The sequence below is a fragment of the Microbacterium martis genome (assembly GCF_047246685.1).
In the GTDB taxonomy this organism is placed as follows: Bacteria; Actinomycetota; Actinomycetes; order Actinomycetales; family Microbacteriaceae; genus Microbacterium.
Genome location: NZ_JBFOKT010000002.1, coordinates 71,323 through 94,373, shown reverse-complemented (window position 1 = coordinate 94,373; position 23,051 = coordinate 71,323). Strand labels below are relative to the sequence as shown.

At 69.9% G+C, this 23,051-nt stretch carries 21 protein-coding genes and 1 tRNA gene; 12 read left to right on the top strand and 10 right to left on the bottom strand.

What is annotated here, in order from left to right:
* Positions 1 to 118: 118 nt before the first annotated feature.
* On the top strand, positions 119 to 1,759 hold the full coding sequence (gene cydC / locus AB3M90_RS08395; RefSeq protein WP_412951407.1) for a thiol reductant ABC exporter subunit CydC: 1,641 nt from the start codon (positions 119 to 121) through the stop codon (positions 1,757 to 1,759).
* Positions 1,760 to 1,769: 10 nt separating this feature from the next.
* Here cydC and AB3M90_RS08390 read toward each other — a convergent pair whose 3' ends face one another.
* Positions 1,770 to 2,546, bottom strand: a complete 777-nt coding sequence (locus AB3M90_RS08390; RefSeq protein WP_412951405.1) for a hypothetical protein — start codon at positions 2,544 to 2,546, stop codon at positions 1,770 to 1,772.
* A 111-nt stretch (positions 2,547 to 2,657) separates the two neighbouring features.
* Here AB3M90_RS08390 and AB3M90_RS08385 point away from each other — a divergent pair, with 111 nt between their 5' ends.
* Both AB3M90_RS08385 and AB3M90_RS08380 read left to right on the top strand, forming a co-directional pair.
* The gene (locus AB3M90_RS08385; protein ID WP_412951403.1) at positions 2,658 to 3,704 is read left to right on the top strand and encodes a hypothetical protein; all 1,047 of its coding nucleotides are present in this window, start codon (positions 2,658 to 2,660) and stop codon (positions 3,702 to 3,704) included.
* A 56-nt stretch (positions 3,705 to 3,760) separates the two neighbouring features.
* Positions 3,761 to 3,851 (top strand) — tRNA-Ser (locus AB3M90_RS08380).
* A gap of 255 nt (positions 3,852 to 4,106) precedes the next feature.
* Here AB3M90_RS08380 and AB3M90_RS08375 read toward each other — a convergent pair.
* Positions 4,107 to 5,525, bottom strand: a complete 1,419-nt coding sequence (locus AB3M90_RS08375; protein ID WP_412951401.1) for a dihydrolipoyl dehydrogenase family protein — start codon at positions 5,523 to 5,525, stop codon at positions 4,107 to 4,109.
* On the bottom strand, positions 5,522 to 6,085 hold the full coding sequence (locus AB3M90_RS08370) for a hypothetical protein (protein WP_412951400.1): 564 nt from the start codon (positions 6,083 to 6,085) through the stop codon (positions 5,522 to 5,524). Before AB3M90_RS08370 ends, AB3M90_RS08375 begins: the two co-directional genes overlap by 4 nt.
* A gap of 114 nt (positions 6,086 to 6,199) precedes the next feature.
* On the opposite strand from AB3M90_RS08370, the gene AB3M90_RS08365 reads away from it, so the two are divergent.
* A complete protein-coding gene (locus AB3M90_RS08365; RefSeq protein WP_412951399.1) occupies positions 6,200 to 6,784 on the top strand; it encodes a TetR/AcrR family transcriptional regulator in 585 nt (194 codons plus the stop codon).
* 41 nt (positions 6,785 to 6,825) lie between these two features.
* On the opposite strand, the gene AB3M90_RS08360 is transcribed toward AB3M90_RS08365, so the two are convergent.
* Complete coding sequence (locus AB3M90_RS08360; protein WP_412951398.1) at positions 6,826 to 7,857, bottom strand: LacI family DNA-binding transcriptional regulator; 1,032 nt, start codon at positions 7,855 to 7,857, stop codon at positions 6,826 to 6,828.
* Positions 7,858 to 7,939: 82 nt separating this feature from the next.
* Here AB3M90_RS08360 and AB3M90_RS08355 point away from each other — a divergent pair, with 82 nt between their 5' ends.
* Genes AB3M90_RS08355 through AB3M90_RS08345 form a run of 3 tightly spaced genes read left to right on the top strand, consistent with a single transcriptional unit; the run spans position 7,940 to position 11,296 of the window.
* Entirely contained in the window at positions 7,940 to 8,962 is a 1,023-nt protein-coding gene (locus AB3M90_RS08355; protein WP_412951395.1) for an alpha/beta hydrolase, read from the top strand.
* The gene (locus tag AB3M90_RS08350) at positions 8,959 to 9,966 is read left to right on the top strand and encodes an alpha/beta hydrolase fold domain-containing protein (RefSeq protein WP_412951393.1); all 1,008 of its coding nucleotides are present in this window, start codon (positions 8,959 to 8,961) and stop codon (positions 9,964 to 9,966) included. The genes AB3M90_RS08355 and AB3M90_RS08350 overlap by 4 nt, the downstream gene beginning before the upstream one ends.
* A 52-nt stretch (positions 9,967 to 10,018) precedes the next feature.
* Positions 10,019 to 11,296 (top strand): MFS transporter, encoded by a 1,278-nt coding sequence (locus AB3M90_RS08345; RefSeq protein WP_412951391.1) that lies wholly within the window; start codon positions 10,019 to 10,021, stop codon positions 11,294 to 11,296.
* 60 nt (positions 11,297 to 11,356) lie between these two features.
* Here the strand turns inward: AB3M90_RS08345 and AB3M90_RS08340 are convergent, their stop codons facing one another.
* Complete coding sequence (locus tag AB3M90_RS08340) at positions 11,357 to 12,151, bottom strand: IclR family transcriptional regulator (protein WP_412951390.1); 795 nt, start codon at positions 12,149 to 12,151, stop codon at positions 11,357 to 11,359.
* Between the two features lie 124 nt (positions 12,152 to 12,275).
* On the opposite strand from AB3M90_RS08340, the gene AB3M90_RS08335 reads away from it, so the two are divergent.
* Genes AB3M90_RS08335 through AB3M90_RS08320 form a run of 4 tightly spaced genes read left to right on the top strand, consistent with a single transcriptional unit; the run spans position 12,276 to position 16,793 of the window.
* The gene (locus tag AB3M90_RS08335; protein WP_412951388.1) at positions 12,276 to 13,619 is read left to right on the top strand and encodes an MFS transporter; all 1,344 of its coding nucleotides are present in this window, start codon (positions 12,276 to 12,278) and stop codon (positions 13,617 to 13,619) included.
* Between the two features lie 32 nt (positions 13,620 to 13,651).
* Positions 13,652 to 14,737: a zinc-dependent alcohol dehydrogenase gene (locus tag AB3M90_RS08330; RefSeq protein ID WP_412951387.1), complete on the top strand. Its 1,086-nt coding sequence runs from the start codon at positions 13,652 to 13,654 to the stop codon at positions 14,735 to 14,737.
* Entirely contained in the window at positions 14,734 to 15,912 is a 1,179-nt protein-coding gene (gene rhmD / locus AB3M90_RS08325; protein ID WP_412951385.1) for an L-rhamnonate dehydratase, read from the top strand. Before AB3M90_RS08330 ends, rhmD begins: the two co-directional genes overlap by 4 nt.
* Positions 15,913 to 15,938: 26 nt before the next feature.
* Positions 15,939 to 16,793, top strand: a complete 855-nt coding sequence (locus AB3M90_RS08320; RefSeq protein WP_412951384.1) for a fumarylacetoacetate hydrolase family protein — start codon at positions 15,939 to 15,941, stop codon at positions 16,791 to 16,793.
* 66 nt (positions 16,794 to 16,859) lie between these two features.
* Here AB3M90_RS08320 and AB3M90_RS08315 read toward each other — a convergent pair whose 3' ends face one another.
* Positions 16,860 to 17,213 (bottom strand): hypothetical protein, encoded by a 354-nt coding sequence (locus tag AB3M90_RS08315; RefSeq protein WP_412951382.1) that lies wholly within the window; start codon positions 17,211 to 17,213, stop codon positions 16,860 to 16,862.
* Between the two features lie 253 nt (positions 17,214 to 17,466).
* On the opposite strand from AB3M90_RS08315, the gene nhaA reads away from it, so the two are divergent.
* Positions 17,467 to 18,678, top strand: a complete 1,212-nt coding sequence (gene nhaA / locus AB3M90_RS08310; protein WP_412951381.1) for a Na+/H+ antiporter NhaA — start codon at positions 17,467 to 17,469, stop codon at positions 18,676 to 18,678.
* Positions 18,679 to 18,755: 77 nt separating this feature from the next.
* On the opposite strand, the gene aztD is transcribed toward nhaA, so the two are convergent.
* The 4 genes from aztD to aztB are packed head-to-tail and all read right to left on the bottom strand — an operon-like array spanning position 18,756 to position 23,018.
* Complete coding sequence (gene aztD, locus AB3M90_RS08305) at positions 18,756 to 19,943, bottom strand: zinc metallochaperone AztD (RefSeq protein ID WP_412951380.1); 1,188 nt, start codon at positions 19,941 to 19,943, stop codon at positions 18,756 to 18,758.
* A gap of 50 nt (positions 19,944 to 19,993) precedes the next feature.
* A complete protein-coding gene (aztC, locus tag AB3M90_RS08300) occupies positions 19,994 to 20,914 on the bottom strand; it encodes a zinc ABC transporter substrate-binding protein AztC (protein WP_412951379.1) in 921 nt (306 codons plus the stop codon).
* Complete coding sequence (locus AB3M90_RS08295) at positions 20,911 to 22,122, bottom strand: ABC transporter (protein WP_412951377.1); 1,212 nt, start codon at positions 22,120 to 22,122, stop codon at positions 20,911 to 20,913. Before AB3M90_RS08295 ends, aztC begins: the two co-directional genes overlap by 4 nt.
* Positions 22,119 to 23,018 (bottom strand): zinc ABC transporter permease AztB, encoded by a 900-nt coding sequence (aztB, locus tag AB3M90_RS08290; protein WP_412951375.1) that lies wholly within the window; start codon positions 23,016 to 23,018, stop codon positions 22,119 to 22,121. Before aztB ends, AB3M90_RS08295 begins: the two co-directional genes overlap by 4 nt.
* Positions 23,019 to 23,051: the final 33 nt, after the last annotated feature.

Sequence of the window (23,051 nt, the reverse complement as noted above, 5' to 3'; positions counted from 1 at the left end):
TCAGGGACCCAGGGGAGAGCAAGCTCAGGGACCCAGGGGAGAGCAAGCTCAGGGACCCAGGGGAGAGCAAGCTCAGGGACCCAGGGGAGAGCACGCTCAGGGACCCAGGGGAGAGCGCGTGCGCGGCATCCTCCGTCTCGCGCAGCCGCCCATCGGTCGGTTCCTCCCCGGCCTGATCTGGGGAGTCGTGACGGCGGCGGCAGCCGTCAGCCTGCTGGCCGTGAGCGGGTGGCTCATCGTGAGCGCGTCGATCGTCGACTCGCTCGTGCCGCTGTCGATCGCGGTGGTCGGGGTGCGGTTCTTCGCGGTGTCGCGCGCAGTGACCCGATACCTGGAACGGCTGAGCGGCCACGACGCCGCCCTCCGCCAGCTCGCCACGACACGCGCCGACATGGTGCGCCGTCTCATTCCGCTGTCGCCCGCCGGCCTCGGCGCGACCGACCGTGGCCGCGTGCTGGCCGCCCTCGTCGACGACGTCGAGAATCTGCAGAACCTTCCGCTCCGCGTGGTGCAGCCGCTCGGGGTCGCGGCCCTGGTCGCGGTCGGCGCGGTCGGGTTCATCGCGTTCGTCTCACCGATCGCGGCGGTCATTCTCGCGGCCTGCCTGCTCGTCGCCGCAGCGGTGTCGGTCGGTCTCGGGTGGGTCGTCGGCTCGCGGGCCGAACGTCTCGTCTCGGCGCGCCGAGCGGATCTCTCCGCGGCACTCGTCGACTACTTCGGCAGCCTCGACGTGCTCCTCGCGTTCGGCGCCGAGGAGCAGGCCCGCCGTCGGGTCTGCGAGGCGGATGCCGCTCTGCGCCGGCTCGTCGCCCGGTCGTCGCTCGCGCAGGCGATCGCCGCGGGCGTGGTCTCGGCGGTAGCCGGCGCGGCGTCCGTCTGGGCGCTCGCCGCCGCGTCTCCCGGACTCGCGACCGGCGCCATCGACGGCCCCTGGCTGGCGGTCGTCGTGCTCGTGCCGATGGTGGTGTTCGAGATCTTCGGTGCGGTGCCGATCGCCGCGGCATCCTGGCGGAGCGTGCATGCCGGCGCCGAGCGCATCGTCGACGTGCTCCCGGAACGGATGCCGGCAGAGCTCCGCGACGACGACGGCGCGGATGCCGCGTTCACCGGCACGCCCGCGCTGTCGCTCCGTGCTGTGCGCGCCCAGTGGCCGGGCGGCACGGTGGCTCTGGACGGCGTCGACCTCGACGTGCGGCCCGGCGAGCGTGTGCTCGTGGCCGGACCCAGCGGTGCGGGCAAGAGCTCGCTCGCCGCGGTGCTCGTGGGGTTCCTGCGGGCCGAGGGCGAGTACAGGCTCGGCGACGAGGATGCCGCGGCTCTCTCGGGCCCGGCGCTTCGGCGGACGATCGGGCTGTGCGAGCAGCATCCGCAGCTCTTCGACGAGGATGTGCGCCAGAACCTCCTCTTCGCGCGCGACACGGCGACCGATGCCGAGCTGCTCGCGGTGCTCGACCGGGTGGGGCTCGGGGAGTGGGTGCGCGAGCGGGGCGGGCTCGACGCACGCGTCGGCGACCGGGGCGCGCTGGTGTCGGGCGGCCAGGCGCAGCGCATCGCCCTGGCGCGAGCGCTGCTGCGGGGATTCCCGGTGCTGGTGCTCGACGAGCCGACCGCGGGGGTCGACCCGGCGGCATCCGACGCGCTGCTGCGCGATCTGCTCGGGGCTGCGGGGGAGCAGTCGGTGCTTCTGATCTCACACGTCGAGCCGCCTGCCGGCACGGTCGACCGTGTGGTGCGACTCGAGGCCGGCCGTACGGTCTGAGGAAAGGCCGTCAGCCGTACAGCGGCGTCGGCGGCTCCATCACGATGCCCTGCGCTTCGAAGGCGCGGCGGCGCTCCTCGATGCGTCGATGCAGCTCGACCTGCGCGTCGTCGACGAAGCGCGGGTCGAGGGTGACGGTCGGCGGGTGCGGGGCGCCGTGATGCCGGGCGATGTACGCGTCGAGCTCTGGCCCGCTGGTCCACGACGTGATGAGCGCGTAGCGGGGCGCGGTGCCGCGGTGCCACACCGCATGCCAGAACCGCTGTGTATCGACGACGATGCGCGATCCGGCCCGCAGGGGCAGGCGCACCTCGGTCGCGGGATCGAAGCGGTCGGAGCGCAGGATCAGCATCGAATCGGTGTCGTCGGTGAGGTTGAAGAATCCTCGCACGACCCATCCGGTGCCGTCGTCGTTGAGGCGGTTGTTGTCGTCCTGGTGCAGGTTGTAGATCGCGTCGGCGTAGTCGTTGGGCTGCAGCTCGATTACACGGCAGCGCCCGATGACGGCATCCGGTTCGAGCGCCCACCGCTGCAGGGTCGGAGCGACGGCGACCTGGGAGGCGACCCACACCCCGTCTTTGTCGGCGCGCGGCGGCGTGTGGTTCCAGAAGCCGTTGCACTCCACGTCGCCGGCGTAGCTCGCGAGCGGGGCGAAGCGGGTGACGCCGGAGGAGCGCCATCGCACGTATTCGAGTCGGTGCCATTCCTCGGGGTCGATCGGCGACGTCTGGTCGTCGAGAACGACGTAGCCCGTCGTCTCGAGCGCAGCGGATCGGATGAAGCCCATCGCGTGGATCCTTCCCTCGGAAGTGCTTAGGACATCCTAACTCGGCGGCGATCGCGCCGCCGGAGCGTGCGCCGGAGAAAACCCGCCGACCCCCGCCGATATTCTGGGTGCATGACTCAGCCGCAGGGCGCCCTCCTCGTGGGCAGCGTGAACTTCGACGACGCCGAGACCACGATGCGCACTGCCGCCGCGCTGCTCGGCGATCATCTGCGGCGCCTTCCCGACGGCGAGGTCGGCAAGCGGTTCCACTGGATCATGTTCCAGCCCGACGTGATCGGCCAGGCCGCCGGCATCGAGCGCGTCGGCGACGAGCCCATCCCGTTCCCGGCCGGCATCGATGCGCGCGGTCTGCGCATCGCCGAGGGAGCGGATGCTGCCGCCATCGAGCTCCCGCCCCTCGGCTACGCCGCTGCGGCGCTCGAGTCGTACGAGACGTTCGTGCGGCTGCGCGAAGAAGGGGCCGTGCCGGCCGGCATCCGCTTCCAGGTCTCGCTGCCGACGCCGCTCGCGGTGATCTCGTCGTTCTTCGGCGGCGACGACCGCGCGGCGATCGAGCCGGTCTACACCGCAGCGATGCTGCGCGAGCTCGACGAGATCGTGGCCGCGATCCCCCACGACGACCTCGCCGTGCAGTGGGACGTCGCGAGCGAGATGGGCATCATCGAGCGCGCGGCCGGGTACGGCGCCGTCATGGAGGCGTGGTGGCCCGGCGACCCGTTCGAGGGACTCGTGTCGCGCCTCGCCGCGCTGGTCGACGCGGTCCCGGCCGACGTCGAGGTCGGGGTGCACCTCTGCTACGGAGACGCCGGCGAGAAGCACTTCATCGAGCCGACGGATGCCGCCAACCTCGTGCGCTACGCGAACGCGGTGATCGCGGCATCCGACCGACGGATCACGTGGCTGCACCTGCCCGTGCCGCTCGAGCGCGACGACGACGCCTACTTCGCCCCTCTTTCCGCGCTCACGCCGGTCGACGAGCTGTACCTCGGCCTCGTGCACCGCGAGGACGGGGTCGAGGGCGCCGCCCGCCGCATCGCCGTCGCCGCGCGCTTCGCGCCCGTGTTCGGCGTCGCGACCGAATGCGGCATCGGGCGGGCACCGGCCGGATCGACCGACGGCATCCTGCGCACGCACGCCGACGTCGCCGCCGCCTGGTGAGCCGGTCGGTCCGCACCGATTCGCGCCACGGCGGCGTCTCGCGTAAGCTTGTCCGCGGTGACGTGTCCGAGCGGCCGAAGGTGCAACTCTCGAAAAGTTGTGTAGGGTAACCCCCTACCGTGGGTTCAAATCCCACCGTCACCGCCATGGAAACCCCCGAGAAATCGGGGGTTTTTCCGTGTTCGGGAGGGACATGGGTCGTCAGGCGGCGCGGTCCCCAGATCGGTGTCGCCCGGCGACGTCAGGCCTGTTCGATGTCGGAGAACAGGCCGGTGAACGGCACGCCGGTGCCGATCAGTCGCTGGAAGAACTCTCCCGGGCTGGGTCGGTGGGGTTCTCGATGACGAGGGTGATCTTCGTGGGCATGGGCTCAGATTCCTTCCAGGGTCGTTGACTCAGTCGCTATGCGGCCGGTCGGCCGTATGTCTCGAGGAGGCGGAGCCAGACCTCGCTGATGGTGGGGTAAGCGGGCACGGCGTGCCAGAGGCGTTCGATGGGTACTTCACCCACGATGGCGATGGTCGCCGCGTGCACGAGCTCGGCGACGTCCTGCCCGACGAACGTGGCGCCGACGATCAGTCGCCGGTCCTCGTCGACGATCAGCTTCGCGTGCCCGGTGTATCCGTCGGCATGGAGCTTCGCGCCGGCCACCCAGCCGAGGTCGTACTCGACCGCGCGGTAGTGGAGCTGCTTCTGCTTCGCGGTCTCCTCGGTGAGACCGACCGCGGCCACCTCGGGGTCGGTGAAGACGACGCGCGGCACCGCCGTGTGATCGGCGGTGGCGACGTGCTGTACCCACGGCTCGTCGTCGACGGGTGATCCGTTCAGTCGGGCGGCGATGGCCTCTCCGGCCGCTCGCGCCTGATACTTGCCCTGATGGGTGAGCAGTGCGCGCCCGTTGACATCGCCGACGGCGTACAGCCAGTCGGTGCCGGTCACGAGCATGGTGTCGTCGACGGCGATCCCGCGGCCGACCTTCAGCCCCAGTTCCTCGAGGCCCAGGTCGTCAGTGGCGGGGCGGCGGCCTGTCGACACCAGGAACTCGTCGGCGCTGACCGTGGTGCCGTCATCGAGGGTGATGGTGACGATGCCGTCGGCGTCGCGATCGATCCTGGTGGGGTTGGCCGCGGTGTCGACCGTCACGCCCTCGGCGATCAGAGCCGCGGCGACGTGGTCGCTCACGAACGGCTCCTCTCGCTCGAGCAGGCGAGTGCGGGAGAGCAGGGTGACCTGCGATCCGAGAGACGAGAACGCGAAGGCGAGCTCCGTGCCGGCCACGCCGCCCCCGATGATGGCGAGCCGTGCAGGAACGCGGTCGGCCGAGGTGGCCTCCCTCGTGCCCCACGGCGCCGCGTCAGCGAGCCCCGGGATCGGCGGAAGCACCGGCACGGAACCCGTCGCGACCGCGACCGCCTTCGCGAAGTAGACGCGACCGCCGACGGTGACCTGTCCGGTGCCGGTGATGCGACCGCGTCCGCGGATGAGGTCGATGCCGGCGAATTCGAGCCAGGCGACCTGACCGTCGTCGTTCCAGTCGTCGGTGAACGTCGTGCGTCGTGCGAGCACGGCCGCGGCATCCGGCTGATCGGCGATCGCCTCGCGCGCTCCGGCAAGGCGTCGCGCGGCGCGGATCGCATGCCCGCTGCGGAGGAGGGCCTTCGAAGGCATGCACGCCCAGTAGGAGCATTCGCCGCCGACGAGTTCGGATTCGACGATGGCGACGCGGATGCCGCGCTTGATGGCATAGTCGGCCACGTTCTCACCGACCGGCCCACCGCCGATGACGATCAGGTCGTAGTCGTGCGATGCAGTGGCACTCATGCGGCCATCCGCTTCTTGAGCACCACGGACAGGCGGATGGCGGAGATCAGGAAGAAGACCGCGCCGAGCAGGGCATAGCCCGCGACCCCGGTGATCATCCCGCTGCCCTGCAGGCCCTGGGCGACGAATGCGGCGCCGGCGAACAGCGAGATCCCACCGGAGAGCATCTGCGGCACCTGACCGCCGGAGCGGCGATTGCGGATCGCGGTGATGAGCTGCGGGAGTCCGGCGCCGATGGCCCACACGCCCCATACGGTCAGCGCGGTCGCCGCGGACACCGTCGATGCCCAGCCGAGGGTGATCGCCACCAGCAGGCTGACGACGACGTTGACCCACTCCGAGACCTTCGCTAGGCGGTTCTCGCCTTCGGCGCGAATCTGCCAGAACACGGATGCCGCGTCGAAGAGCGGATACACGATGAGCAGGATCGTGAGGAAGGGTCCCGTGGTGCCGCCGGTCAGGAACAGCAGTGCGGCCCAGACGAGGGTGAAGCCGAAGCGGACGAAGTAGAGGCGGCGCAGCGCGCTGCCCAGAGTGGTCGAGGGGCGGATGTCGGACATTCTCGGCTTCTTTCGGTAAGCGGTCGGAGGTAGAGTTACTAGTACGTCTACATCGAGAACCTTAGACTGCTTCCAGAGCTGACGCAACCAGCCCGACCCAGACCGGAGTCAGAAGTGCACGAAGAAACCGACGTTCCCGTGGCGACGAATCGCGGCGCGGGCACGCGACTGCGCATCCTCGATGCCGCGAACCAGCTCTTCTACGAGCAGGGCATCCGCGCCACGAGCGCCGACCGCATCATCGAGCAGGTCGGCATCACGAAGGTCACCTTCTACCGTCACTTCCGCGCGAAGAGCGATCTCGTCGTCGCCTACCTCGAGCAGCAGTCGGCCGCCGAACAGGCCTGGCTGACGAGCACCGTCCACGACGGCGACCCGTTCGGCACGGCGCGCACCGTGGCCGCAGGAATCGGAGCGGCGAGCTGCAGCCCCGGATTCCGCGGCTGCGCCTTCATCAACGCCGCGGCGGAGTATCCCGATCGCGACGATCCGGTGCGCGTCGCCGTCGACGCCCACCGCGGCTGGCTGCTCGACTTCTTCGCCCGCATCGCCGAACAGGCGGGAGTGGACGATGTCGCCTCCGTGGCGAACCAGCTCATGATCCTCCGCGACGGTGCCATGGTGAACGGCTACCTGGGCGACGCGCCGGCGCTGGCGGGTTCGCTCGAGGCCGCGTACGCGTCGATCCTCGGCGGCTGACTCTCCTCAGGGCCGAGCGGCCGATGGCGTACCCGAGGGGATCATCGACTCGCGGACGCGCCGGGGTGAGGGGCTGCTCTGCCGTCGGTGCTGCCCCGCACGACGAGCGACGGCACGAGGTCGATCCGTCGCACCGGGGCGCTGGTGCCCGCGGTGAGACCGAGCACGAGTTCCAGGGCTGCGCGACCTGACTCCTCGAACGGCTGACGGACGGTCGTGAGCCCCAGTCCGTCCGCGAGAGGACCGTCGTCGAAACCCACGATCGCGACGTCGTCGGGCACGGAGAGCCCGAGGGACGTGACGCTGCGCCAGGCGCGGGAGGCGAGCTCGTCATGATTCGCCACGATCGCGGTCGGAGCGTCCGGCGCGGAGAGCGCAGCTTTCAGTGCGCGGGTCGGGTCGGCGCCGAGTGGGCAGGTGACGCGGTCGAACTCGACGAACTCCGACAGGCCCTCCATGCGCAGCATCCCGGCGGAGATGTAGTCCTGCGACAGCTGCGGCTCCCCGAGGTAGACCACGCGCCGGTGGCCCCGCTCGCGCAGGTGCTCGCCGACGAGGCGACCGCCCTCCTTGTCATCGACGAGCACGACCGGTGCCTCATGACCGACCGGCCGAGCCCGACGCACATCGATGAGCACCAGGGGGAGGGCCGATTCGCGGCTGGCCCGCGTCGCCGCGGTGCCGAGCGGCACACCCATCACGATGAGGCCGTCGACGCCGCGACGGGCGGGCAGGGCGTCGAGCAGTGGGGCGGACGCGCTCGCCGCGGAGTCGAGATCGTGTGCGGTCAGCTCGACGGCGGTGTCGCGTGCCCGGGACAGCATCCCGGCGAACCGGCGGAAGTACGTCGAGTAGGTGCTGAAGGGTGCGGCGACGGTGATGCGCGTGCCCGCGGTGTCGCGTCCCGCCGGTGCGCCGAGACGGTAGCCGAGGGCGCCCGCGGCGGCGGTCACTCTGGCGCGGGTCGACTCACTCACCCGATGAGGAGCGTTCACCGCGAGCGACACCGTCGAGATGCTCACCCCTGCGCGCTCCGCGACGCTGTAGATCGTCACCTTCGACTGCTTCGGCATTCGCGACCCTCTCGATAAAAGTATTTCATCGAAGTTCTTCGATCCCTCCACAATGATCGCAGGACCGAAGGAGGTCAAGCCCATGGGATTCAAGAAGGCGCGAGTGGACGGTTTCGTGACCGCGGTGGAGCGCCGGCTCGCCCCGCTGCAGCCGAAGGCGGGGAAGACTGCTCAGGAGCGGCGCAGCCGCGCGGCCGCATTCGATCCGGTGATGACCACCGCTCTGGGGATCGTGCCCGTCGACGTCGCGACCGAGGAGCACCGTCTCACGGTCCCGGGCCATCCGGATGCACGACTGCGCGTGTACTGGCCGACGCCCGAGCGATCGGAACCGGCCGCAGCCAACGGCCTGCCGATCCTCGTCTACTTCTTCGGCGGCGGATTCGAGCTCGCCGGGATCGACTGGGTCTGGTGGGACGCGTCGTTCCGCGAGCGAGCCCGCGATGCAGGGATCATCGTGATCGCCGGTGAGTACTCGCTCGCGCCCGAGGTGACGTATCCCGCGCAGCCGGAGCAGTGCTGGACGATCTTCGAATGGGCTGCGACCCACGCACGACAGCTCGGCGGAGACCCCGACCGGCTGGCGATCGGCGGTGGGTCGGCCGGTGGCAATCTCGCCGCCGCGACGACACTCATGAATCGAGATCGTGCCGACCGGCCGGTGAGACTCCAGCTGCTGGAGGCTCCGCTGCTCGACATGACCGCGCGGCACCTCGACCTGCAGGCACCGGCATCCCTCGCGCACCGCCTGCTGTTCCGGCACCTGGCCGGCAAGATCGTCCGCCAGTACCTCGGACCTGAGCGGAAGACGCGGCTCGAGCCCTACGCCTCGCCGCTGCTCGCCCCCTCGCACGCCGGGCTCCCGCCGGCCGTCATCTACACGGCGGAGCTCGACGCGCTGCGCGGCGACGGCGAGGCCTACGCCCGAGCGCTCAGCGACGCCGGAGTCCCGGTGTCCTGTCTGCGGATGATCGGCCAGCATCACGGCTCCGCGACCTACCGCGGACACGTGCCGATGGCGGACCACCTGCACCGCGACATCGTCGCCACGCTCCGCACCCTGCACGACGACCCGCACCCCTACACGACGGAGCACACCTCATGACGACGCTCGCCGACCTCGACCTCGCCCCGGGCATCCGCCGCTGGATCGCCCGCCTCTCCGAGATCTCTCCCGGCATCCCCGACATCGACAGCCCGGATCCGATCCGCCAGCGCCTGGCCGCACGGGTGCTGTCCGACCGGCTCGCCGTCGACTTCACGTTGCCGATCCCGGACGGGGTGGAGATCACCGACCACGAGTTCGACGGGCCGGGCGGCCGGCTCGCGATGCGTCGCTATCGGGCCGCCGACGCACTCCGGCTCGCCCCGACGCAGCTCTGGCTGCACGGCGGCGGGTTCTACGCGGGGACGATCGACGAGATCCTCAACGACCGGCTCTGCGCGCGCCGTGCACTGCACAGCGGGGTGCAGGTCTTCTCGCTCGAGTACCGGCTCGCGCCCGAGCATCCGTACCCCGCGCCGGAACTGGATGCCGAGGCGGCCCTGCGCGCCCTCGTCGCCGATCCTGACGGGTTCGGCGTCGACCCGGAACGCCTCGGGATCGGCGGCAACTCGGCAGGAGCGGCGATCGCGGCCAGCACGGCGCTGCGGCTGCGCGGCGCTTCCGGCATCCGCCTGCACCACGTCGACCTCGAAGTGCCGCCGCTCGCGATGCGACGTGTCGGTCAGGCGGCGATCGACTACGCGGTCGGCTTCGGGCTCGACCAGCTCGAACAGGTCGTCGCGCTGTACACCGGGCCGGACGGCCCTGCCGACGAGTTCATCTCGCCGCTCGACGTCGACGACCTGACCGGGCTGCCGCCGACGCTCATCACCGCGGCCGAGCACGACCCGCTGCGAGACTCGGGCATCGAGTACGCCGCGCGCCTCCGCGATGCCGAGGTGCCGGTCGAGCTGATCGTCCACGCCGGTCACCTGCACGGCACCCCGGGTATCACCGCAGCTTTCGACGGGGCCGCCGACTGGCAGCTCTCTCACGACGAGCGGATCGCCGAGGTCTACGGCGTCCCCTCGGCACGACCCACCACACCGCAGCACACCCACTAGCTCGACCCCAGCACACCCACTAGCTCGACCCCCGCACCCCCAGGAGACGATGATGTCCCAGACCGCACTCGACCCGATCGGCGCCGTCGGCCCCGACGTGATCCCCGGATCCCCGCAGCCGCGCGGCTTCCTCTTCGCCTTCGTCGCCGCGTGGTTCGGTCTGAGCATCGTGCTCAGCACACTGGCCGGGGCATCGATCCCCAAGGTCTTCGCGTTCCTCGATGACGACGCCAAAGGGCTGAACCTGTCGATCGTCGCGGCGGTCGGCGGGGTGGTGGTGATCGTCATCACGCCGTTGTTCGGACGCCTCAGCGACCGCACGATGTCGAGGCTCGGGAAGCGCCGCCCCTGGATCCTCGGCGGCGCGCTGGCCGGAGCCGTCGGCGTCCTCGTGCTGGCCGGGTCGAGCGAACTGTGGCAGGTGATCGTCGGATGGGCGATCGTGCAGACCGGGTACGGCGCCACGAACGCCGCCGTGCACGCGCTGCTCGCCGACCAGATCCGCATGAGCATCCGCGCCCGGGTCTCGGCCGCCGCGAGCGCCGCCAACGCCATCGCCCTGATCGCCGGATCGCTGATCATCGCCGCGCTGCCCAACGAACTGCAGTGGACCTGGTTCGTGGTGCCCGGCGCCATCGGCACCGTCTTCAGTCTGCTCCTGTTCTTCCGCCTGCACGACATCGTGCGCACCGAGAAGCCGGAGCCGTGGCGGTGGTCGGACGTGCTCTCCACCTATTGGCTCAACCCGGTGAAATACCGCGACTTCTTCTGGGCCTGGATGTGCCGGCTGCTCGTCACGATGTCCATCCTGACCGTCTCGACCTACCTGCTGTTCTTCATCATCGATCGTCTGGGCGTCCCGGCGGAAGACGCGTCGGGCGTCTATGCGACGGTCCTCATCGCGTTCACCCTCACCAGCATCCTCACCACCGTGGCGTTCGGCTGGATCTCCGACCGTACGGGTCGACGCAAGGCGATCGTGTGGATCTCGGCTCTGCTCTCGGCGGCTGGACTCGTGATCGCCGCGCTCGCACCCGATCTGGTGACCTTCCTGATCGCGATGGCGCTCGTGGGAGGAGCGCAGGGCGCGTTCGTCTCGGTGGACATCGCGATGATGACCGAGGTGCTGCCCACGTTCGACGAAGCAGGCAAGGATCTCGGGATCGTGTCGCTGTCGTTCCAGGTGCCGCAAGTGCTCGTGCCCGTGCTCGCCATCCCGCTCCTCGCCATCGGCGGCAGCGGCGAGAACTACGCGGCGCTGTTCATCGCAGCCATCGTCTTCGGGGTGCTCGGCGGACTCGCGGTCCTCCCGATCCGCAGCGTCCGATGAGCTGCGAGCGCTGCCCGCGGAGCAGCGCGCGAAGGCGAGGGAAACCCCTCGATCCGTGGTCTACGCCCGATGAGCGCCGGCCTCCGGGGCCAGTCCCATTCCCTCGCGCATGCGCCCGACGAGGCGGCGAAGGGGTTCGACCATCGAGTGCGGCCATCGCTCGTCGGTCCGGCTCGTGGGCATGGTGATGCTGAGCGCAGCAGCGACACCGGTCTCAGCCGGCCAGGTGAGCGGCATGGCTACGCATCGGCAGCCGTCGATGAACTCTTCATCGTCGACGAAGAAGCCCAGATCTCGTCCCCGGGCGATCGCGGCGAGGATCTCGTCGGGGTCGGTGATCGTCTTGGCGGTCAGGCGGGGTATGGCCACCTGCTGGAGACGACGTCGAGCGTCGTCCTCGCCCAGGGTGCTCAGCAGGGCTTTGCCGATCCCCGTGGCGTGGGCATGGAGGCGCATGCCCACGTTGGATGCGAGGCGCATCGGGTTGGGTGAGGGACTGATCGCGATGTAGACGTTCTCGACGCCGTCGAGTCGAGCCATCTGGACGGTCTCGCCGGTCTCATCGGTCAGTTGCGCCATCAGCGCCGGACCCGACTCGAGCAGCAGACGGTGTCCGTCATAACGCTGCCCGATCTGCCAGGCCTTGAGGCCGAGTGAATACCTCTTGGACTCGGGATCGAGATCGACCCATCCGGCGGAGACGAGGGTGCGCAGGAGCCCGTGGGTGCTCGATCGCGGAAGTGACAGGGCGGCGACGAGCTGGGGGAAGGTCTGCGCCTCGACGTCCGCGAGGTGTTCGATGATCTCCAGCGCGCGCCCGGCGGACTTCACCGCGCCGGGTTCGACATCGGTCATACGGCCTCCTGAAACGAGTTGTGCGGACAGGGGTGATGTGTCACACTATCGCGCGTTCAGGTCTGAGACGGTCAGTTCACATACGTGAACGCATTGGATACCCCTCGTCAATGGAGATGCCCCGATGTCCACTCAGTCCTCCACGCGGCCCGAGCTCGCCGCGATCGTCCGCAAGGTCACGCTCCGGCTGATCCCGATTCTGCTCCTCATGTACATCCTCGCGTTCCTCGATCGCGCCAACCTCGGCTTCGCCAAGGTCGCCTGGCAGGCCGACACCGGGATCTCGGATGCCGCCTACGCCCTCGGCGCCGGCATCTTCTTCCTCGGCTACGCGATCTTCGAGGTCCCGTCGAACCTCATCATGCGCAAGGTCGGCGCGAAGATCTGGCTCGCGCGCATCATGGTCTCGTGGGGCATCGTCTCCGCGCTGATGATGTTCGCCACCAACGAGTGGATCTTCTACGTCCTGCGCGTGCTGCTCGGCATCACCGAGGCCGGGTTCTTCCCCGGCGTCATCCTCTTCCTCACGTACTGGATCCCGCTGAAGTACCGTGCGCGCGTCAATGGCCTCTTCTACTTCGGCGCACCCTTGGCCTTTATCTTCGGCGGGCCCCTCTCGGGCATGCTCCTCGACCTCGACGGCAAGGTCGGCATCCACGGCTGGCAGCTGATGTTCCTCGTCACCGGCATCCTCACCGTGCTCGTCGGCATCGTCGCATTCTTCTACCTCGACAACGGTCCGAAGGACGCGAAGTGGCTCACCGACGCCGAGCGCTCCACCCTGCTGAGCGCCCTCGAAGCCGACGACTCCGTCAAGGAGAACCACTCCCCTCGCGGCGCCCTGCGCGCGCTCGGGAATCCGGTGGTGCTGTACTTCGCCGCGATCTACCTCACGATCCAGATGAGCGTCTACGGCGTCACCTTCTATCTGCCCACCCAGATCGCCACGATCGTCGGCAAGCCGGTCGGGCTCGAGGTCGGCCTCCTCACCGCCGTCCCGTGGACGTTCGCGCTCATCGTCACCTTCGTGCTCTCGCGCCTCGCCGACAGCACCGGCCAGCGCCGTCTCATCGCCACCCTCGCCCTCGCGGCGGCCGGTGTCGGCATCGTGCTGTCGGCCGTGATCCAGGACCCGATCATCGCGCTCGCCGCCCTCAGCATCGGCGCCGCCGGATTCATCTCCGTGCAGCCGGTGTTCTGGACGCTGCCGACATCGTTCCTCCTCGGCGCCGCGGCAGCGAGCGGCATCGCACTCATCAACTCGCTCGGCAGCCTCGGCGGCTTCCTCGCCCCGATCCTGAAGAACTGGGCCGACACGACGTTCGGCGACAGCGCCGGACTCATCGTGCTCGCCGCGATCGCGATCCTCGGGTCGGTGCTCATCGCCCTGAGCCGCGTCGTCAGCCCTGCGGTCCGCGAGACCGACGGCGTCGGACTCTCCACGCCCGCCCCCGCCCGCCAGCGCTGACCTCCGTCGGCACAAGCAAAGGAGACCCGCTCATGCGCGAGCTCGTCCTCACCGAGATCGGACGCCTCGACGTCCGCGACGCCCCGACCCCCGCCCCGGCCGCCGGCGAGGTGCTCATCCGGGTCGCCGCCACGGGGATCTGCGGATCCGACGTGCACGGCTACACCGGAGAGAACGGTCGCCGCCACCCCGGGCAGGTGATGGGGCACGAGTCGAGCGGCACGATCGCCGCCCTCGGTTCGGGTGTCGACGGGCTCGCCGTGGGCGCACCGGTCACCTTCAATCCGGTTGTCGTACCGGCGGAGGATGCCGACGCCTACGCCGGCCGCGAGCAGCACCACCCCGGCAAGTACGTCATCGGCGTCGCCCCGCAGATCCCGGCATCCTTCGCCGACTACGTGCGGGTCCCGGCCCGTAACGTCGTGCCGCTCCCCGACTCGTTGCCGATCGAGCTCGGCGCGCTCATCGAGCCGCTCGCGGTGGCCGTGCACGCCGTCCGGCGTTTGCCGCAGCAGAGCCTCGGCCGCGTGCTCGTGATCGGCGGCGGTCCGATCGGCCAGTCGGTGATCATCGCGCTGCGCGACGCGGGTGCCGGGACGATCGTCGTCAGCGAGATGGATGCCGCGCGCCGCGAGCTCGTGCAGAAGCTCGGCGCCGAGGTCATCGACCCGGCATCCGGGGCGATCGCCGACCAGCTGCGACAGCGCGGAGGGCTCGCGGATGCCGCGGTCGACGCCGTCGGCATCACCCCCACGGTGCGCGACGCGCTCACCAGCACCGTGCTGGGTGCGCCGGTCGTGCTGGTCGGAATGGGGTCGCCGCAGGTCGCCCTCGACGCGTTCCTCGTGAGCACCGAGGAGCGTTCGCTGATCGGCAGCTTCACCTACGGCTCCGACGACTTCGCGCACGCGGCACGGATCATCGGCGACGCCCCCGACGTCTACCGTGCGCTCATCAGCCGCGAGATCGACGTCGCCGACGCCGACGCCGCCTTCGCCTCGCTCGCCGCCGGCGACGGCACCCCGGGCAAGGTGCTTGTCCGATTCGACCGGGGGACCGGTCACGAGAACGATGAAGAGACCGGTCGGGACTCCGACCGAGAGGGAGAGACACGATGACCGGCACCCCCACGATCCGCGAGGTCCGCGCGTACACGGTGCGCGGCGGCGGAGCCGACTATCACGACCAGGGCGCCGAGCACTGGATCGACGACCACATCGCGACGCCCATGAGCGTCTACCCCGAGTACCGCCAGTCGCGTCAGAGCTTCGGCCTCAACGTGCTCGGCACGCTCGTGGTCGAGATCGAAGCGAGCGACGGCACCGTCGGGTTCTCCGTGACGACCGCCGGCGAGATCGGCGCGTTCATCGTCGAGAAGCACCTCGCCCGCTTCCTCGAAGGCCGCGCGGTCACCGACATCGAGCGCATCTGGGACCAGATGTACAAGTCGACGCTCTACTACGGTCGCCGTGGAGTGGTGCTCAACGTCATCAGCGGCGTCGACCTTGCGCTCTACGACCTGCTCGGCCGCATCCGCCAGGTTCCCGTGTTCGAGCTGCTCGGCGGACCGGTGCGCGACGAGCTGCAGTTCTACGCGACCGGCGCCCGCCCCGACAAGGCGAAGGAGCTCGGATTCATCGGCGGCAAGATGCCCCTGCACCACGGCCCCGCCGAAGGCGACGAGGGCCTTCGCAAGAACATCGAGATGCTCGCCGACATGCGCCAGAAGGTCGGTGACGACTTCTGGCTCATGTACGACTGCTGGATGTCGCTCGACGTCGACTACGCCACGCGGCTCGCCCACGCGGCATCCGACTACGGCCTCAAGTGGCTCGAAGAGGCGCTCATCCCCGACGACTACTGGGGCTATGCCGAACTGCGCAAGCGCGCCCCGTCATCGATGCTCATCACGACCGGCGAGCACGAGGCCACGCGCTGGGGCTTCCGACAGCTTCTCGGGACCGGTGTCGACCTCATCCAGCCTGACGTGGGCTGGTGCGGCGGCATCACCGAACTCATCAAGATCTCGGCGCTCGCCGACGCACACGGCACCATGGTCGTGCCGCACGGCTCGTCGGTGTACTCGTACCACTTCGTGGTCACCCGCACGAACAGCCCGTTCGCGGAATTCCTCATGATGCACCCCACCGCCGAAGAGGTCGTGCCGATGTTCTCGCCGATGCTCACCGGCGAGCCGGTGCCTGTCAACGGCCGCCTGAAGGTGCCCGAGACGCCCGGCTTCGGCGTCGAGCTCTCGGACGCCATCGAGAAGCACCGCCCGTACACCCATTGATCCACGCCCGATCTGGAGCACGACACATGGAATTCCTCCGCCTCGGCGACGCCGGCACTGAAACGCCCGCGGTGCGCCACGACGGCCGCATCCTCCGACTCGACAGCCTCACCGGCGACATCGACGGCGCCTTCCTCGCCTCAGATGGCATCGCCCGCACGCGAGCCGCCCTCGATGCCGGTGAGCTACCCGTCTTCGAAGGTGCCGACCTGCTGCGGGTCGGCGCGCCCATCGCCCGACCGCAGGCGGTGCTCTGCATCGGGCAGAACTACGCCGCGCACGCCGCCGAGTCGGGCGACGCCCCGCCGTCGGTGCCCATTCTCTTCCACAAGCATCCGAACACCGTGGTCGGCGCCTTCGACGACGTGCTGATCCCCCCGGGCGCCGACAAGGTCGACTGGGAGGTCGAGCTCGGCGTCGTGATCGGCACCCGTGCCCGGTACCTGTCCAGCCCCGACGATGCCCTCGCGCACGTCGCCGGATACGTCGTCTCGCACGACGTCTCGGAGCGTGCGTTCCAGGTCGAGCAGTCCGGCGGACAGTGGTCGAAGGGCAAGAACGCCGAGACGTTCAACCCTCTCGGCCCGGCGCTCGTGCCCGCCGACGACGTCGATCCGCAGAACCTCCGGCTGTGGTCGACGGTCAACGGCGAGGCGCGGCAGGACTCGAACACGGCAGACATGATCTTCACCGTCGCTCAGATCGTGCACCACCTGTCGCAGTACCTCGTGCTCGAGCCCGGCGACCTGATCAACACCGGCACCCCGCAGGGCGTCGCGCTCTCGGGACGCTTCCCCTACCTGCGCACCGGCGACGTGGTCGAGATCGGCATCGACGGCCTCGGTCAGCAGCGTCAGACGCTGGTGAATGCCGTCGTCTGATTCGCGCGGCATGGGATGCGTGTCAGCGTCATCTCGGCCGCCGCTCTCCGCGTGCAGCGCCGCAGGTCACTCGTCCGTCGAGTCGATGAGCTCGAGCAGCTTGCGCAGCTCGTCCCTGATCTCGGTGTGGTCGTACTGTCCGGCGCGGCTCTCGCCCGAGATGACGCCCGAGCGACGTACTGAGCGGAAGTCGCCGAACGGGAAGCTGTACGCCTTCTTCGTCTCGGAGTCCTCGTCTCTGTCGACCCCGAGATGCCAGTGCGAGAACTCCGTCCATCCGTGTTCCTCGATGAATCGGTTCTCTTCGTCTGCGCTGGGAGCCGCCTCAGACCAGTCGTCGCGTTCGTCTCTGACGACCTTTCCGGCGCGGACGAGTGCGCGCGCGTGCTTCAGGGCGGGGCGATTCAGTTCGATGACCATGCCGGAAATCTAGGTCGCCCGACGAGGGATCCGGAGCCCCTTGACGAACCCGCATCCACCTCCCTCCCGGCTGCTGCCGCACTCCGCGCGGCGCGCGGGAGGGACGATCCGGCGGGTACGATGGGCGGCGGAGTGTCGGGAAGCCTGGTCGACGGATCCGTCGCCGACCCTGGACGACGGAGATCGACCAGAGGAGACCTTCGTGCGTGGACTGACCCGGATCTCGAACGCCCGAGCGCGGACTCGTCGGTGGGTGACCGCAGAGACGACCAGCGGCGTCATCCTCATGGTGGCCGCGGCCGTCGCCCTGCTGTGGGCGAACTCGCCCTGGCGTGAGGGCTACCAGGCGCTCTCGCAGATCACGATCGGTCCTGCCGCTCTGCACCTCGACCTGAGCCTCGCGACCTGGGCGGCCGACGGCCTGCTCGCGGTGTTCTTCTTCGTGGTGGGCGTCGAGCTCAAGCACGAGATCGTCGCGGGCAGCCTCCGCAACGTGAAGACGGCGGCCGTGCCCGTGCTGGCCGCGGTGGGCGGCATGGTGATGCCGGCGGTCATCTTCATCACGATCGTGTCGTTCGCCGGTGACCGTACCGCCGCTCACGGCTGGGCGATCCCGACCGCGACCGACATCGCGTTCGCCCTCGCCGTGCTGGCGATCTTCGGTCGCGGCTTGCCGCGCGCGCTGCGGACCTTCCTGCTCACACTCGCCGTCGTCGACGACTTGCTCGCGATCGTCGTGATCGCCGTGTTCTACACGGGCGACATCGACCTGGTGTCGCTGCTGATCTCGCTCGCCTGCGTCGCGGTGTTCGCGCTGCTGACGCGCATGCGCACGACGCGGTGGTGGCTTCTCGCTCCGGTGGCCCTCGTCGCATGGGTCTTCATGCACGAGTCGGGCGTCCACGCGACGATCGCGGGCGTGCTGCTCGGCCTGACCGTTCCGGCGCGCCGCGTGCACGGCGAGACCGAGTCACGCACGCACCGCTTCGACGATGCGATCCGGCCGTTCTCGTCGGGTGTCGCACTGCCGATCTTCGCGTTCTTCGCCGCCGGGGTCACGCTCGTGGGCGGCGATGGCGCAGCATCCGTGCTTCTGCAGCCGGTCGTGTTCGCGATCGTCGCCGGTCTCGTGATCGGCAAGCTCGTCGGCGTGCTCGGGGTCACGGCCCTCGTCACGCGGTTCACACCTCTGCGACTGCCCGACGCGATCGGCATCCGCGACCTCCTGCCGGTCGGCCTGCTCACCGGCATCGGATTCACGGTCTCGCTGCTGATCGCCGAGCTCTCGTTCCCCGACACCGAGCACACCGACGGGGCGAAGATCGCGGTGCTCCTCGGCACCGTGATCGCCGCGGTGCTCGCCGCGGCGCTGCTGCGGTGGGATGCCAGGGCGGCGCGTCGCGCCGACATGAACGAGGACGGCGTGGTCGACGTCGACACCGCGCGCATCGGCGACGACGACTGATGCTCGGAGCGGCACCACGATCAAGCGGGCAGGGCCCCGAAGGATGCCCTGCCCGCTCGGTTCGCGGATGCCGTCGATCAGCCGATCGCGACCGCCAGCTCGTTCGGCGTGTGGTCGAGCTCGACCGAGGCGATGACCTCGCCGGTGGTGAGATCCACCGCGTGCACGCTGTTCGCGGCGGGCTCGGTCACGTAGGCGATGTCGCCGTCGACCTTGATCGCCGGGTGCGCGTCCTGCCACTCGGCCGGGCCCTCCCACGCCTCAATCACCGGGTACGACTCAGTCAGCTCGCCGGTCTCGGGGTCGAGCACGTGGATCTGCCCGTCGGTCGACAGGATGTACGCGAGGTCGCCGGGGCCGCGCGCGATGTCGCGGAACGTGTACCGCACCTCGGCGGGCAGGTCGACGACCTCGAGGGTCTCAGCGGCGGTGTCGATCAGTGCGACGGCGCTCAGCAGGTAGCCCTCGGCATCCGGGTCGTTCTTGTAGTCGCCGACGACGATCGGGCTGGTCTCCGAGACGAAGGCGTTGCCCATGCGGCCGTATGCGTCGGGCGCGGTCAGCTTCGTGAACGTCTCATCCTTGAACAGCAGCGCGCCGTCCTCGCAGCCGAAGACCACGGCCTCGTCGGCAGCGGTGCCCTCGCCGTGGATGCCGGGGCACTCGGCGCTCGCCGCGGCCTCGTCCCAGTGGTCGTCGTGCGCGTGCAGTGCCATGGCACCGGTGCGCGAGGTCTCGTCGCCGACGGTCGTGACGAGCGTGCCGTCCTCCAGCACGATCGAGACGCCGTGGTGCGCCGCATCTGCCGTGTAGGTCGTGGCCTCGGGCAGTGCGTCGTAGCCGTCGGCGAAACCGTCAGTCGGCACGATCGTTGTGGTGCCGGTGCCGTCGTCGAACAGCACCGTGTTCTCGCCGTGGATGACGACGTGCCCGGCCGTCGTGGCCTCGAACAGCGCGTCGGTGAGGGCGGGCTCGGCCGTATCGAGCATCTGGAAGCCCTTCGAGGTGGTGACGGCGATCGTGCGGCCGTCGCCGAAGGCGTTCAGACGTGTGAACTCCTCGGTGTCGAACTCGTCGACGACCTCGAGCGTCTCGGGGTCGAGCACGGCGATGCCTCCCGGGTAGGAGATCGCGACGCGCCCCGTCTCGGTCGCGGCGGCCGCCGTCTCATCGTCGGAGGGCGCGGCGCTGCCCGCACCGCCGGCGCAGGCGGTGGCGAGCAGCGAGACGCCCGCCAGTGCCGCGACAGCGGCACTCATCCTCATGTGTCGCTTCATTGTGTTTCCTCTCGTGTCGGGCCCCGGTCGGGGTCCTGTCATGGGTTCAGTCCGTCGGCGATGCGCTCGGTGTTGGCGCGCATCATCGTCAGGTAGGTGTGGGCGCCCTCGCCCGGTTCGGTGAGGGACTCGGTGAACAGCTCGACGACGTCGACCTCGATGCCCGCCTCGGAGGCCAGCACCTGGATGAGCCGGTCGGGCTGCGACGACTCGGCGAAGATCGTGCGCACGCACGCCTCGTCGATCGCGTCGGTGAGATCGCGCAGGTCTGCCGCGCTGGGCGCGGCGAGCGTCGTGCCGCCGGGGATGACGGCACCGACGAGCCGGAAGCCGAACCGATCCGCGAGGTAGCCGAAGACGTGGTGATTCGTCACGAGCGCCCGGCGATCCGCGGGGATCTCGGCGAAGGCCGCGGACATCTCCTCGTCGAGCTCGGCGAGTTCGGCGAGGTAGTCATCGGCGTTCGCGCGGATCTGCTCGACGTCGATGCCGTCGATGTCGAGCAGCGCGCTCTCCAGGGCGTCGATCACGTCGACCACACGGGCCGGGTCGGTCCAGAAGTGCGGGTCGTCGGCGCCCCCGGCATCCTCCGACGTGTACGGGAGCACGTCGATCACGTCGCCGGCGACGAGAGTCGGCACGCCGGCGGATGCCGTGCGGTCGATGTGTCTCTGCAGACCCTCTTCGAGCCCGAGGCCGTTCGTGACGAGCAGGTCGGCGGCGTCCATCCGCGCCGCCTCCTGTGCGGAGATCTCGAACGAGTGCGGATCGGCGTTCGGCTTCATGAGGGTGGTGACCTCGGCGGCATCGCCGACGACGTTCTCGACGACGTCGCCGAGGATGTTCGTCGTGACGACGATCTGCGGTCGGTCCGAGCCGGTCCCCTCCGCGCAGCCGGTGATGGCGACGCCGATCAGGGCGGTCGCGGTGAGCAGGGCGCCCGTGCGCAGCATCCTCATCGTCCGACCTCCGTGACGAACGCCGGAGCCGTCGGCGTCTCGAGCGACCGCGCGATGCGGGCTCCGTCGGCGTAGTCGATCTCGTGCACGACGCCGGCCGCCGGATCACTGACGTACGCCCGCTGCTCATCGACCGTCAGCGACGAGGCGGTTCCGCCGTCGGCGAGCAGCGGCTCGGCGGCGCCGACGACCGCACCGCTCTCGGCGAGGTGGACGGCGATCCGTCCGTCGACGTCGATCGCGACGACGTGTCCCTCGGCGTCGTCGACGGCGACCACGCGGGTGAGCGGGCGCTCGGTCGGCACCAGGGTCCACGTGCGCTCGCGGGTGTCGAGCAGCCAGAACCCGGTGGTTCCGGCCACGGCGGCGACGGTCGGGCGGCCTTTGCGTCCGTCGAACGTCAGGGCGCGATCGACCGCGCCTGCAGGGTAGGGGATGCGCTCGGTCGCGAGCTCGCCGTCCTGCCAGGTCGCGAGCACCGCGCCGTCGACGCATCCGACGACGAGTCCGACCCGGGTCGTGATCGCGCCCGCGGGATCGACGCACTCGACGGGTGGGCCGACAGCTTCGCCGTCGCGGTCGTGGTACACGAGGTCATCGCCGTCGGTCACGAGCGCGCCGTCGCCGACCGGGGCGACGAGTCCGGCATCCGCCCCGGTCTCGATGCGGAACAGCTCGTCGATCTGGCCGTCCGAGAGCGCCTTGTTGTCGAGCAGCACGGCCTCGCCGGAACCGGCGAAGAACACCCCCGTGGTCCCCGCGGTCGACAGTGCGCCGGACGTGACCGTCGCCGGGCCGTCGCCCGGCATCGTGCCCAGCAGCGCGGGCTCCGCCAGGTAGTAGTGGAAGTGGTCGCCGTGGTCCCAGCTCCACCGGCCCGAGTCGATGACCTCCACCCCTTCGTCTGTCGTGACGAATCCGTAGCGTCCGTCGCTCGCGAGCGCCGTCGGCGCAGCGGTGGCGCCGAGATCGATCGCTTCGTCGCCGAGCAGGTCGAGGACCGCGGCGTTGCCGTCGGTGTCGATCGAGAGCAGTCCGAGCGGCGGCTCGGCGACCTCTTCCGCACCGGCGATCGCACCGTGGCCGTCGTCGGATGCCGGGTCGGCCGAGGCAGGCGCCGACGGGGCGGCGCCCGGCGCAGGCGCGCAGGCGCTGAGCGCGGCGATGGCCAGGGCGGCGAGGAGGAGGAGCGGGGGACGGGAGGTCATCGGATCCTTTCGGGGAGCGCGGCGGACGCGCGGTCGGGTGCGGCCGGAACGCCGCGGTCGACCGGATGCCGTCGGCGCGCGGCGCGGGTCAGCAGAGAGCGGGCGCTCGCCGAGGCTGCGGCGAGGGCGACGGCGGTCACGGCGATCGAGGCGCCCGCCGCAGTGGCGAAGTGCCAGGAGGCGAGCAGCCCGAGCAGCACGGCCACGGCGCCGATCGCGGACGCCCCGATCATCGTGGTCGGGATGCGGGTCGTCCACGCACGCGTCGCGACCGCGGGAGCGAGGAGGAGTCCGACCACCAGCAGCGTGCCGACGGCCTGGAACGACGAGACGACGGCGATGGTCACCAGAGCGACGAGAACCACGTGCGCCAGCTGCGGACGCAGCCCGAGAGTGCCCGCGATGCGGGCGTCGAACGCGGTGGCGACGAACGAACGGTGGAACGCGATCGAGACCCCCACGGTGACGGCGGCGGCGATGACGAGCACCGCGATGCCGTCGGGCCGGATCGCGAGGATGTCGCCGAACAGCAGCGCGGTGGCATCGGTGGCGAAGCTGCGCGAATGCGAGACGATGATCACGCCGAGCGAGAGCATCGCGACGAAGAGCAGTCCGATGCTGGTGTCGTACGAGAGTCGGCCGCGGCGCTGCAGCAGTCCGATCGCCGCGCTCATGGCAGCCGCGCTCAGTGCGGCTCCGAGCAGCACGGGCGCACCGAGCACGGTGGCGAGCGCGACGCCGGGCAGCATGCCGTGGCCGATCGCCTCGCCGAGGAAGGCCATTCCTCGGATCACGACCCACGTGCCCACGACGCCGCAGATGACGGCGACGAGCATGCCGCCGCACAGGGCGCGGACGAAGAAGTCCACGGCGAACGGTTCGAGCAGGGAAGGCACGAGAAGTGACCTTACATGAAAATGAGAACCATT